The following is an 11,705-nucleotide window of genomic DNA, read 5'->3' on the forward strand; positions in this document are numbered from 1 at the left end:
CCCGCAATCCGAGAAAGCGGGGGCGACCCAGGAGAACACCGTGACGCTGCTCGACATCCTCCCGTCCTTGGGATCACCTTCGCGCCTGGATTCCGCGATCTGGCCCCGGGACACGCACTACGACGGCGACGGCGGGATCACTCTCGGCGGCGTCACGCTGGCCGACATCGCCGATCAGTACGGGACACCCACCTATGTCCTGGACGAGCAGGAGGTGCGGTCCCGCTGCCGCGCCTACCGCGAAGCCTTCCCCGAGGCCGAGATCATCTACGCGGGCAAGGCGCTGACGACCCGCGCCGTCCTGGAATGGGTGACCCAGGAAGGGCTTTCGATCGACGTGTGCTCGGGTGGCGAACTGGCCGTCGCGCTCGCGGCCCGCGTCGACCCCGCGCGCCTCGTCCTGCACGGCAACGGGAAGTCGTTCGACGAGCTGACCACCGCGGTCCGCAGCGGGGTCGGCCGGATCGTGATCGACTCGCTCACCGAGATCACCCTGCTGTCCGCGCTGGCCACGACGCCGCAGCGGGTGCTGCTGCGGCTGTCCCCCGGGATCGATGTGCACGGTCATCCCGCGGTGCGCACCGGTGTGCACGACCAGAAATTCGGCTTCCCGCTCGGCAGCGATTCGGCCGCCGAGGCGATCGAAAGGGTGCTGCGTCAGCCGAATCTGACGCTCGTCGGCTTCCACTGTCATCTGGGTTCGCAGATCTGCGACCCGGACCACTACGGCGAGGCGGTGCGGCGCATGGTCGGGGTGATGGCTCGGGTACGGCAGGACTACGGCGTCATCCTGACCCAACTGGATCTGGGCGGCGGCCACGCGGTGGCTTATCGCGGCGGCGACGCCGAACTGAACCTCGCCGAACTCGCCGACATCCTGGAGGACGCCCTCGATGCCGCCTGCGCCCGCCACCACTTTCCGCGCCCCGTCATCGCCCTGGAACCAGGCCGCGCCGTCGTCGCCCGGGCCGGGGTGACGCTGTACCGGGTGCTCTCGATCAAGCACGTCGAAGGCGGGCGCACCTACGTCACCGTGGATGGCGGAATGAGCGACAACCCGCGCGTCGCGCTCTACGGCGCCCGCTACGACGTCGTGGTCGCCAACCGGCACCCGTGCGGTCCGCAGATGACCGTGACCGTCGCCGGTCGCTTCTGCGAGGCGGGTGACGTCCTCGCCACCGACGTGCGGCTGCCCGCCGACCTGCGCCCCGGCGAGGTGCTCGCGGTGCCGTGCACCGGCGCCTACCACCACAGCCTGGCCTCGACCTACAACAGCGTGGGCCGACCGCCGATCATCGCCGTCCGCCACGGCCGCGCCCGCGAACTGGTCCGCAGGGAGACGACCGCGGACCTGCTGGCCCGCGACGTCGGATGCTGACCGGCCTGCGCGCCGCGGCGCTCAGCGGCGCCTGGTGCCGAACAAGCTGCGGGTGATCTGGCGGCCGGCCGCGCTGGCGGCCGAGCGCAGGAAGCTGCGCACCGCGGGATTCTTCATGATCCGTTCGGCGGCGGACTCCTCCTCCGCGCGCGTCGCGGACCGCCCGGGAACGGGAGCGGCCTGCGGTTCCTGCGCCGCCGCGGCCATCTTCGCGGCGAGCATCTCGTAGGCCGACTCCCGGTCGATGGCCCGGCCGTACTTCGAGGCCAGCGGGCTGGACAGGGCCCGCGACGTGATCGCGTCCGCGCCGATGGTGTCCATCAGTGACCGGGGCGGCCGCATTCTGGTCCAGGCCACCGGTGTCGGCGCGCCCTGTTCGGAGAGCACCGTCACGATCGCTTCACCGATGCCGAGCGAGGTCAGCGCCTGCTCCAAGTCGTAGACGGCGGTCCTGGGATAGGTGCGGACGGTCTTCGCCAGCGCCTTCTGGTCGTCCGGGGTGAAGGCGCGCAGCGCGTGCTGGATGCGCGCGCCGAGCTGGGAGAGCACCTGATTCGGGATATCGGTGGGCAGCTGGGTGCAGAAGAACACACCGACGCCCTTGGACCGGATCAGCTTGACGGTCTGCTCCACCTGCTCCAGGAAAGCCTTCGAGGCGTCGGAGAAAAGGAGATGGGCCTCATCGAAGATGAAGACCAGCTCGGGCTTGTCCACGTCGCCGATCTCGGGCAGCGTCTGGAACAGGTCGGCGAGCACCCACATCAAGAAGGTGGAGAACATCACCGGCCGCGCCGCCTGCGCGCCCAGCTCGAAGAGCGTGATCACGCCCTTCCCGTCCACGATCCGCACCAGGTCGGCCGGGTCGAGTTCGGGCTCGCCGAAGAACGTGTCGCCGCCGTCGGCCTCCAGATTCACCAGCGCGCGCAGGATCACCCCCGCGGTGGCCGCGGAGACGCCGCCGATGCCTTTCAGGTCCTCCTTGCCCTCGGGACTGGTGAGATGCGTGATCACCGCGCGCAGGTCCTTCAGGTCCAGCAGGGCGAGACCGTTGCGGTCGGCCCAGTGGAAGATCAAGCCGAGGGTGGATTCCTGCGTCTCGTTCAGTTCGAGCACCTTGCTCAGCAGCACCGGGCCGAAGGAGCTGATCGTCGCGCGGATCGGCAGCCCCGTGCCGGTGGAGCCCAGCGCGACGAACTCGGTCGGGAAGCCGGCCGGCGCCCAGTCCGCGGCGCCCGTCTGCGCGGCGCGCGCCGTGAGTTCTTCGCTCGGCTGCCCCGGCTCGGCCAAGCCGGACAGGTCGCCTTTGATGTCGGCCAGCACCACCGGAACCCCGGCGCTCGACAGCTGCTCCGCGATGCCCTGCAAGGTTTTGGTCTTCCCCGTGCCGGTCGCCCCGGCGACCAGGCCGTGCCGGTTGATCATCCGCATCGGGATGCGGACGTGCGCGGCGGGGTCCACCGTGCCGTCGACCACGACGGCTCCCAGCTCCAGCGCACTGCCCTCGAAGGCGTAGCCCGCGGCGATCTCCTGCGCGGCGGGCAGGTCTTTCGCCTCGGCGACCGGCTCGGCGCGCGCCGCGGTCGCCGTCTGCTCGGCGAGTTCGCGTTCCGCGGCCTCCGCGGCCGCGGCCGCCTCCGCCGCGGCCTGCGCGGCCTCGTCGGCGGCCTTGCGCGCCGCTGCCGCCTTCTCCTGAGGGGTGGTCATCGCACGTCCTCCGTCCTGGTTCGACTCGAACTGCGTCACGCAGTGTTTGCTGTCGCACCGAAAACGCCGAGTGCCGATCTGGGAGCACTGTATCCCCGCTGTTCCGATTCGGGGCCGCATCAGTAGCTTTGCGATTGCCTTGCCGCATCGCCTGCCCCGGGCGTCGGCCCGGCTAATGTTGCACGGGTGTCCGACAAATACATGGTGTGGATGGATTGCGAGATGACCGGCTTGCGCTTGGACAGCGACAAGTTGATCGAGGTGGCCGCGCTCGTGACCGACAGCGATCTCAACATCCTCGGCGAGGGCGTGGACATCGTCATCCACGCCGACGATGACGCGCTGGCCGCGATGCCCGCGGTGGTCGCCGAGATGCACGCGCGCTCCGGGCTGACCGACGAGGTCCGCCGCTCCACGGTCACCCTCGAAGAGGCCGAGCAGCGCGTGCTCGACTACATCCGCCAGTACATCCCCACCCCTCGCACCGTGCCGCTGGCCGGTAACTCGATCGCCACCGACCGCGGTTTCATCGCCAGGGACATGCCCCTACTCGATGCGCACCTGCACTATCGGATGGTCGACGTCAGCTCGATCAAGGAGCTGTGCCGCCGCTGGTACCCGCGCATCTACTTCGGTCAGCCGGAGAAGGGGCTGAGCCACCGCGCGCTGGCCGACATCCAGGAGTCCATCCGGGAGCTGGAGTACTACCGGCGAACCGCGTTCGTCGCGCCCCCCGGGCCCTCCACTACCGAGATCGCCGCCGTGGCCGCCGAGGTCTCCGAGGTCCCCCCAGCCCCCGATATCACGGCAGAGCGGACCGAATCGGCCCAGGTCAACGGCTCGCCAGAAACCGATTAGGGCGCGGGCGGGTTGACACGCTAATATCTAGCCCGCCGGTTCTTCACCGGTGATGGTGAGCGTAGTTCAGTTGGTAGAGCACCAGGTTGTGATCCTGGCTGTCGCGGGTTCGAGTCCCGTCGCTCACCCCAAGGGCCCGGGCGGCTCCGAGAGATCGGAGCCGCCCGGGCCTTTTCCCTTGCGTCCCACGTTCTTTCCCGGACGGACATCGCCCGATATGTGAAACGAATCTGCTCCAGAACTGGGCCCGCGACCGTAGACTGCGGTGCACGTGGGACGGCGTCGCTGGGGCGCCCTCCCGGTTCGACCAGAAAGACACCTCGTGATGCGTTCTGCGGTTATCGCAGCCTTCGTAGGCGCCACCCTGCTCACCGGATCCAGCGGGACCGCGATGGCCGGCATCGGGCTTCCCCCGTTGCCCGATTCCGGCTCGGCGTCGAGCGGATCGGCGGGCGGCCTGGCCACCACCGGCTCGGCGGGCACCGGTTCGGCGGCCGGCAAGCTGCTGTGCGCCGCCACCGGCAGCGCGATCGCGATCCTGGGCAACGCCCACCTGGGCTGCGACATGCTGCCCTGACCACCTCCCCGAAACGCCGAGCGGGCCACCGGATTCGCTCCGGTGGCCCGTTCGGCGTTCTTGCCGCTCAGCGATTGTCGTCGGCGTTGCCCGCCTTCCAGACCGGCCACGGGATGTTCCAGTCACCCAAGCCGTCCACGCCGGAGAGGGTGCCGCCCACGGTGTTCTTCACGATCGTGATGTCACCGCGCTTGGCGTTCTGGAATACCCACTGCGCGTTCGCCGGGCTGAGGTTCAGGCAGCCGTGACTGGTGTTGCTGTAGCCCTGCGCACCCACCGACCACGGCGCCGAGTGGAAGAAGATGCCGCTGTAGGACAGTCGCGTCGCGAAGTCCACCGGCGTCTTGTACCCGTCCGGCGAGTTGACCGCCACGCCGTAGGTGGAGGAATCCATGATGATCTTCTCGTGCCGGTCGGCGACGATGTAGATGCCGTTGTCGGTCGGCGTGCTGTCCTTGCCCATCGAGGTCGGCATGGTCCGGATCACCTGACCGTTCTGCTCGACGGTCACCTGCTTGGTGTCGTCGTCGGCGGTGAAGATCACCGCGTCGCCGATGGTGAAGAAGGAATGGATGTTGTCCTGGCCGTACAGACCGTTGCCGAGATCACGTCCATAGACGTTCACGTCGATCGTGACCTTCGTCCCCGGCGCCCAGAAGTGCTCCGGCCGCCAGCGCACCTCGCGGTTGTTCACCCAGTAGAAGGCGCCCTCCACCGGCGGCTCGGTGGTGATCTTGATCGCTTCCTGCGCGGCCTTCCGGTCGGGGATGTTCTCGTCGAACTGGACGGCCACCGGCTGGCCGATACCGACGACCTCACCCTCACCCGGAATCAGGTAGGGCTTGGTCTGGTTTCCGGGCGAGCTCGTGGTGAAGCTGAGCGTCGCGGAGTTCGCGCCGCCGAGGCCGATCGCGTCCGCCTTCAACTGGTAGGTCTTGCCGTAACCGAGTACCTCGGTGGTCTCCCACGACCTTCCGTCGGCGGCGAGTTTGCCGTTCACGGTCTTGCCCTGCGGGCTGACCAAGGTCACGTTCGTGAACTTGCCGTCTTCCACCTTGAACGTCATCGGAACGCCCGGCGAGACGCCGACCTCGCCGTCCTTCACCGGGGACATCAGCTTGGGCTTGATCAATTCCGTGATGGGGTTGCGGTCGATGGCCGCCTGCGCCGCCTCGGTGGCGTCGGACGCCGAGCATCCCGTCAACGCCAGTGCGGCGACGGCGACGACGATCACCGGTCCCGCGATAGTGCGTATCGACCACCGTGTGGCCGACTTGCGCCGACCCGTACCACCATTCATTTCAACCCCGTTTCAAAGTCTCGGTGCTCCAGGACACACCGATGGCTTCGGATGCCGACCGCCACGCCGCTCACCCCGCCGTGTACGCGGGCGGTCGAGACCACAACCGGACATTCTGCCAGTGCGTCACGTCCAGGCCAATGTGAACACCACGTCCGTCACTGCAGCGTTACCACCTGTAGATCAACTCCACGACCCCCGGTGTTACCGGCGCGGGAGCACATCACGTCAGTGCCGGTCAGGACGCGATTTCACTTCTGCGGGCCCCGCCTGTTAAGGTTTGTCCCGCACCGGAACACGGGCAAGCGCCATTAGCTCAATTGGCAGAGCAGCTGACTCTTAATCAGCGGGTTCGGGGTTCGAGTCCCTGATGGCGCACAATCAGAAACCGTGCCCTTGTCAGACATCAGCTGGCAAGGGCACGGTTTTTCTCTCTCCGCACAGCCAGAATTCCGTGACATCACCGTGACCTGGACTCTTCCCAGAAGCACCACGGGTCTCAATTCGGACAGCGACACGCACCCGAAGCCGCCGGAATTCAGTCCAGCGGCCGAAAAGTTCTGTGATCTACCACACAAGAGGTTTAGCAGCAAACTCCCAGCTTGGATAACGATTCGGCAACCGCGTCCTGGGCTTTCCAAGATCGGCAGCGTCTCCCGTTCAGGATTCGTTCATCCTCCGTTAACCAAGCGTGACCATTCTGCAATCAGGTCACAAAGCGACCTGAAGTTTGGTCAGCCCGAGGAGTTGTAGACACCGATTCGGTAACGATCACACGGCAGGCAAGCCGGCCACGTGATCGGCGGAGCGGAATCCGGCAACGGACCCGCAATCCCACACTTCCGCCCGTCTCTTCGCATCGAGATGCGAAGTCCCGCGCGACACCGCGGCCGAGCCCACCGAGGGCGATCCGGCGCCGCACGCACGAAACGTCGCGTTCCGGGGACTTGTACGTCCCCCACAACAAAACCACACAACAGCACATGGCCGTTTCGGCGAACGCTACCAGCGTACGCGCCGCAGGATCCGTGCTGCCCGACCGCGGCCGGATCGAGTATGTCCCCGAACAAGGAACCGATTCGCAATGCCTGACAGACGCCTTTCCACCCTTCGCCGCCCCTCGCTTCGCGAGACCATCACCGTCGCCGTCGCGGCCGCGGGTGTCGTTGCCGTGGCCGCCTGCTCCGCGGCGTCCGTTGCCGACGACAGCGTCCCGTCTCGCATCGCCATGGTGGCCGAGCAGCAGCCCGCCGCCGCACCCGCTCCGGTCGCCGAACCGGTCGCGGAGGCGATCCCCGCGCCGCTGCCGGCCCCGGCCCCGGCCCCGGCCCCTGCCCCTGCTCCGGCGCCCGCTCCCGCGCCCGAGCCCGCTCCGGCCCCGATGCCCGCCCCGCCTTTGCCGGTGTACGAGAACAACCTGGACGGCTGGATCCGCCAGGCGCTCGACGTCATGCGGGCGAACAACATCCCGGGCACCTACGAGGGCATCCACCGCAACATCATGCGTGAGTCCACCGGCAACCCCCAGGCCATCAACCTGTGGGACTCCAATGCCGCCATGGGCATCCCGTCCAAGGGCCTGCTGCAGGTGATCGACCCCACCTTCGCCACCTACCACGTCGCGGGCACGCCCTTCGACATCTGGGATCCGGTCGCGAACATCGTCGCCGCCTGCAACTACGCCGCGCACCGCTACGGCTCGATGGACAACGTCAACAGCGCGTACTGAGTTATATCGCTCCGCAGCCTCCTCATCCACCGATGGGGAGGCTGCGGCGTTTTCCGGCCGGTCGCCCGGTCGTCCAGGCGTACCTCCGCCTTCGCTCCGGCCATGCGCAGGCGAACGACGGACGACGTCCGCCAGCGTCCATCAAGGCGTACCTCCGCCTTCGCTCCGGCCATGCGCAGGCGAACGACGGACGACGTCCGACAGCGTCCACTGAAGTCGATGCACCTGCGTCCATTAAGGTCGATGCACCTGCGACCCTGTGGACAGGCGATGACCGACTACGCACACAGCGACACGGCGGCCAAGAGCCGCGCCGAGAAAGCGCGACGGCTGGCGAGCTACCTCTGGCAGCGCGGCATCACCGGAGCCGAGGTGCTCGCGATGCCCGCGTCGGTACGGCGCAAACTGGCCAGGGCCGCCGAAACGAATCCGCCGAGCACCGACGAGACCTGGACGACGGTGGCGCAACTGCTGACAGAGAAGGACAGCTGGGCCGCCCGCCATCCCGAGCATCCCGCGGCCCGGCGTGAACACACCGACGAGAAGCTGCTCTGGGTGAAGCCGCCGATCACGCCTTGGACCTGATATTTGGGCGAAATATGTTGCAGCACAACATTTCCCATGCCTACTACGGACTTCCGTAGACTGGTCTCATGCACCCGCCGACACTGCCGTCGCGATGACCGAGCGCAAGCCGCCGAAGGAGACCTTCGAATCGTGGATCGATAAGCAGATCCACGAGGCGGCCGAGCGTGGCGATTTCGACAACCTGTCCGGCGCGGGTAAGCCGATTCCGGGGGTCGGCTCGGCTTACGACGAGGACTGGTGGCTGCGCGGGTATCTACGCCGCGAGGGAGTCAGCGGCGATGCCCTGCTACCGCCGTCGCTCGTCCTGCGGCGCGATATCGAGCATCTCCCCGAGGCGGTGCGTGACTCGGCCACCGAACGGCAGGTGCGCGCTACGGTGAGCGAACTCAACCAACGCATCGTGGACTGGCTGCGGATGCCCGAAGGGCCGTACGTCCCGATCGCCCCCGTGAACGCGGACGAGATCGTCGCGCAATGGCGCGGTGAACGCGAGGCGGCACGGATGCGTGCCCACCCGTACGGGCAGACCACACCGCCTTCGCGGGCGCCGTCCGACGAGGGCACGGCGCGTCCACCCCGCCGATGGTGGCGCCGATGGTGGGGGCACGCAACCGGTTAGCGCCCACCTGCGCCGGTACGAACGCCGCCGATCAAGCGCCGAGTTCGGTCACCTGCTCCACTTCGGCGACCACCTTGTCCGCCAGCCCGCGCAGGACCCGGGCCTCGCCGGACGTCATCGGTTCCACGAAGACGCGACGGACCAGATCGACGTGGTTCGGCGCGGCTCGCTCCAGGGCGACGCGCCCTTCCGGGGTGAGTTCGACGATAATGCCGCGGGCATCCTCCTCCGCGGGCCTGCGCTCGACCAGTCCACGGGCGTCCATCCTGGCCAGATGCTTGGACAACCGGCTCTTCTCCCAGCACACCTCGGCGGCCAGCTCCTTGGCGCGCAGACAGCCGTTCGGGGCCGCGGACAACGCCACCATCAGCTCGTAGTCCGCCAGGGACAGGCCGTCCTCGGCCAGCCCGGCGGAAATCGCCCCATCCAAACGCTGGCGCAGCCGCACATAGGCCTGCCAGGTCGCCTGCTCGTCGTCACTCAGCCACCGGACCATGGGAATGAAGTGTAGTCACAGTTGGTTGACATGGACACTAACTCCCGAGGAGGTCCCGATGCCCGCCGTCACCGTTCCCGACATCATGGTCCTGCCGCGGCTGGCCCGCCCCGACGTCACTCTGCGTCAACGGCCGGTCCGGAGCGTGGTCACCGCCCACAAGCAGCGCGAGGGCGCGGGATTCGAGGTGCGCAGGCCGTTCCCGAGCATGGACCTGCGCGCGGCCGATCCCTTCATCCTGCTCGACCAGATGGGCCCGGTCGCCTATGAACCGCACGAGGCGAAGGGCGCGCCCTGGCACCCGCACCGCGGCTTCGAGACGGTCACCTACATGCTCGACGGCACCATGGTGCACCACGACTCGCAGGGCGGAGGGGGCGTCATCGGCGAGGGCGACACCCAGTGGATGACCGCGGGCTCCGGCATCCTGCACGACGAGGTGCCGCCGGAGGAGATGGTCGCCTCGGGCGGCTGGTTCCACGGCATCCAGCTCTGGGTGAACCTGCCGCGCGCACTGAAGTTCGCGACGCCGCGCTACCAGGATCTGCGCGCCCGCGAACTGACCCTGGTGAGCTCGCACGACGGCGGCGCGCTGGTCCGGCTCATCGCCGGGGAGGTCGGCGGCTTCACCGGTCCCGGTTCGACCTACACCCCGATCGCCTACGCCCACGCGTCGATCACACCCGGCGGACTTCTCGAAACCCCGTGGCCGCAGGAGTTTACGGCGATGGCGTACGTGCTGTCCGGCAGCGGCACGGTCGGCGCGGAGCGCAGACCGCTCGGCGAAGGGCAGCTGGCGGTCTTCGGCCGCGGAGACGCGGTCACCGTGACAGCCGATGCGCGGCAAGACAATCGGACCGGATCGCTCGAGGTGTTGTTGCTCGGCGGACGACCGATCCGGGAACCCGTGGTGCAGTACGGCCCGTTCGTGATGAACACGCGCGCGGAGATCATCGAAGCGATGACGGACTATCAGGCCGGACGCATGGGAAACATCCCGGCGGAGCACATCGGCGGCGCTGCGACGACCGCCTGATCGGCAGCGCGGGCGCAATCCCCTAATGCCCTAGTTCCATCCCCCCGAGGTTGACAAGAGAGCGGCCCGTCACAACAGTGGATGCGGCGTCCGGTCGGACGCCCCATCCACCGCAGCAACCACATAGAGGAATACATGAACGTTCGCCGGCTCTCCGTCAGCGCGGCCGTCGCGGGACTGACCTTTCTCGCGGCTCCCGCCGCCCTAGCCGCCCCCCCGTCCGGTTCCGCCGGAACCGGCTCCTCGGCCGTCGACACCGGCTCCGCCGCGACCGGCTCGGCCGGTCTGTCGCAGACCGGTTCGGCCGGTGGTGCCTTCGCCAACTGCGACGACGCTCGCAATGCCGGACGGGCGCCGCTGTTCCGCGGGGAACCGGGCTTCGGCCCGCATCTGGATCCCGACGGTGACGGCTTCGCCTGCCCGACGGTCTGAACCGAAGGTGGAAGAACGACGACACCCGGTGGGCGCTGCCCACCGGGTGTCGTCGTTTTTCCAGCTCAGCGGAAGATCTTGAGCAGCACCAGCCCGACGAACAGGGCGGCGGCGCCGATCAGGCTGTACTTCACCTTCGGCTCGTTCAGCTTCGCGACCACGATGTGCTTGGTGTCGTCCGCGATGCGATGCGGGTCCGCGCGTACCGCGAGTTCGTCGAGCGTGCTCGCCAGCCGAGTGCGGGCGGCCTCGATCTCCTGCTCGATCCGCTCGGTATCCCTTGCCACGTTCCACCCTCCTGTTGTCGATTGCCGCACCTGGGGCACGAAGCACGCCGCATGCTCGGCCGTTCGTGGAGCGCCCAGGGCTCGCGGACGAGTCTATCCGCCCCCGCGCCGCGTTATCCGGCCGCGCGAGGATCTCCGGTCGCGACGTTCGGATACCGTGCTGGAGGTGACCACCACCCAACGACTCGCCCCCGGCGACACCGCCCCTGACTTCACGCTTTCCGACGCCGACGGCAAGGACGTCTCGCTGTCGGACTACCGCGGACGCAAGGTGATCGTGTACTTCTACCCTGCCGCGAGCACGCCCGGTTGCACCAAGCAAGCCTGCGACTTCCGCGACAACCTGGCCGACCTGGACGGCGCGGGCATCGACGTCGTCGGCATCTCGCCGGACAAGCCCGCCAAGCTGGCCAAGTTCCGGGACGCCGAGCAGTTGACCTTCCCGCTGCTGTCGGATCCCGACCGCGCCGTGCTCACGGCGTGGGGCGCGTACGGCGAGAAGACGATGTACGGCAAGACCGTCGTCGGCGTCATCCGCTCTACCTTCCTGGTGGACGAAGCGGGCAAGATCGCCGTCGCGCAGTACAACGTCCGCGCCACCGGCCACGTCGCCAAGTTGCGCCGCGACCTGTCGGTGTAACCCGCGGGCAGCGAAAAGCCCGGCGCCGCAGCGGCGCCGGGCCGAGTTCGGGAGCCCGCTC

The 11,705-nt window shown here is 68.2% G+C and carries 13 protein-coding genes and 2 tRNA genes; 11 read left to right on the forward strand and 4 right to left on the reverse strand.

What is annotated here, in order from left to right; all coding sequences use genetic code 11:
- The first annotated feature begins 40 nt into the window (after window positions 1-40).
- The gene (lysA, locus tag IU450_RS29020) at window positions 41-1,378 is read left to right on the forward strand and encodes a diaminopimelate decarboxylase (RefSeq protein WP_195152921.1); all 1,338 of its coding nucleotides are present in this window, start codon (window positions 41-43) and stop codon (window positions 1,376-1,378) included.
- Between the two features lie 21 nt (window positions 1,379-1,399).
- Here lysA and IU450_RS29025 read toward each other — a convergent pair whose 3' ends face one another.
- Entirely contained in the window at window positions 1,400-3,082 is a 1,683-nt protein-coding gene (locus IU450_RS29025) for a helicase HerA-like domain-containing protein (protein WP_195152922.1), read from the reverse strand.
- Window positions 3,083-3,283: 201 nt separating this feature from the next.
- Here IU450_RS29025 and orn point away from each other — a divergent pair, with 201 nt between their 5' ends.
- The 3 genes from orn to IU450_RS29040 all read left to right on the forward strand — a co-directional run bounded on the left by orn (window position 3,284) and on the right by IU450_RS29040 (window position 4,517).
- Window positions 3,284-3,940: an oligoribonuclease gene (orn, locus tag IU450_RS29030; RefSeq protein WP_228835304.1), complete on the forward strand. Its 657-nt coding sequence runs from the start codon at window positions 3,284-3,286 to the stop codon at window positions 3,938-3,940.
- A gap of 55 nt (window positions 3,941-3,995) precedes the next feature.
- Window positions 3,996-4,071 (forward strand) — tRNA-His (locus IU450_RS29035).
- 194 nt (window positions 4,072-4,265) lie between these two features.
- Window positions 4,266-4,517, forward strand: a complete 252-nt coding sequence (locus IU450_RS29040) for a hypothetical protein (protein WP_195152924.1) — start codon at window positions 4,266-4,268, stop codon at window positions 4,515-4,517.
- Between the two features lie 67 nt (window positions 4,518-4,584).
- On the opposite strand, the gene IU450_RS29045 is transcribed toward IU450_RS29040, so the two are convergent.
- Window positions 4,585-5,817, reverse strand: a complete 1,233-nt coding sequence (locus IU450_RS29045; protein ID WP_195152925.1) for a L,D-transpeptidase — start codon at window positions 5,815-5,817, stop codon at window positions 4,585-4,587.
- Window positions 5,818-6,122: 305 nt separating this feature from the next.
- Here IU450_RS29045 and IU450_RS29050 point away from each other — a divergent pair.
- The 4 genes from IU450_RS29050 (at window position 6,123) to IU450_RS29065 (ending at window position 8,753) form a co-directional block, all read left to right on the forward strand.
- A tRNA-Lys gene (locus IU450_RS29050) sits at window positions 6,123-6,195 on the forward strand.
- A gap of 706 nt (window positions 6,196-6,901) precedes the next feature.
- Window positions 6,902-7,546, forward strand: a complete 645-nt coding sequence (locus tag IU450_RS29055) for a transglycosylase SLT domain-containing protein (RefSeq protein WP_195152926.1) — start codon at window positions 6,902-6,904, stop codon at window positions 7,544-7,546.
- Between the two features lie 270 nt (window positions 7,547-7,816).
- Entirely contained in the window at window positions 7,817-8,131 is a 315-nt protein-coding gene (locus tag IU450_RS29060) for a hypothetical protein (protein WP_195152927.1), read from the forward strand.
- A 94-nt stretch (window positions 8,132-8,225) separates the two neighbouring features.
- Window positions 8,226-8,753 (forward strand): DUF1992 domain-containing protein, encoded by a 528-nt coding sequence (locus IU450_RS29065; RefSeq protein ID WP_195152928.1) that lies wholly within the window; start codon window positions 8,226-8,228, stop codon window positions 8,751-8,753.
- A gap of 31 nt (window positions 8,754-8,784) precedes the next feature.
- Here IU450_RS29065 and IU450_RS29070 read toward each other — a convergent pair whose 3' ends face one another.
- Window positions 8,785-9,249: a MarR family winged helix-turn-helix transcriptional regulator gene (locus IU450_RS29070; protein ID WP_195152929.1), complete on the reverse strand. Its 465-nt coding sequence runs from the start codon at window positions 9,247-9,249 to the stop codon at window positions 8,785-8,787.
- 58 nt (window positions 9,250-9,307) lie between these two features.
- Here IU450_RS29070 and IU450_RS29075 point away from each other — a divergent pair, with 58 nt between their 5' ends.
- Both IU450_RS29075 and IU450_RS29080 read left to right on the forward strand, forming a co-directional pair.
- On the forward strand, window positions 9,308-10,285 hold the full coding sequence (locus tag IU450_RS29075; RefSeq protein WP_195152930.1) for a pirin family protein: 978 nt from the start codon (window positions 9,308-9,310) through the stop codon (window positions 10,283-10,285).
- A gap of 135 nt (window positions 10,286-10,420) precedes the next feature.
- Window positions 10,421-10,717 carry an excalibur calcium-binding domain-containing protein gene (locus IU450_RS29080; RefSeq protein WP_043688643.1) on the forward strand — a complete coding sequence of 99 codons (297 nt, stop codon included), beginning with the start codon at window positions 10,421-10,423 and terminating at the stop codon, window positions 10,715-10,717.
- 65 nt (window positions 10,718-10,782) lie between these two features.
- Here IU450_RS29080 and IU450_RS29085 read toward each other — a convergent pair whose 3' ends face one another.
- A complete protein-coding gene (locus IU450_RS29085) occupies window positions 10,783-11,004 on the reverse strand; it encodes a DUF3618 domain-containing protein (RefSeq protein ID WP_181719869.1) in 222 nt (73 codons plus the stop codon).
- 166 nt (window positions 11,005-11,170) lie between these two features.
- Here IU450_RS29085 and bcp point away from each other — a divergent pair, with 166 nt between their 5' ends.
- The gene (bcp, locus tag IU450_RS29090) at window positions 11,171-11,644 is read left to right on the forward strand and encodes a thioredoxin-dependent thiol peroxidase (RefSeq protein ID WP_195152931.1); all 474 of its coding nucleotides are present in this window, start codon (window positions 11,171-11,173) and stop codon (window positions 11,642-11,644) included.
- Window positions 11,645-11,705: the final 61 nt, after the last annotated feature.

This window comes from Nocardia abscessus (genome assembly GCF_015477775.1).
GTDB lineage: Bacteria > Actinomycetota > Actinomycetes > Mycobacteriales > Mycobacteriaceae > Nocardia > Nocardia abscessus_A.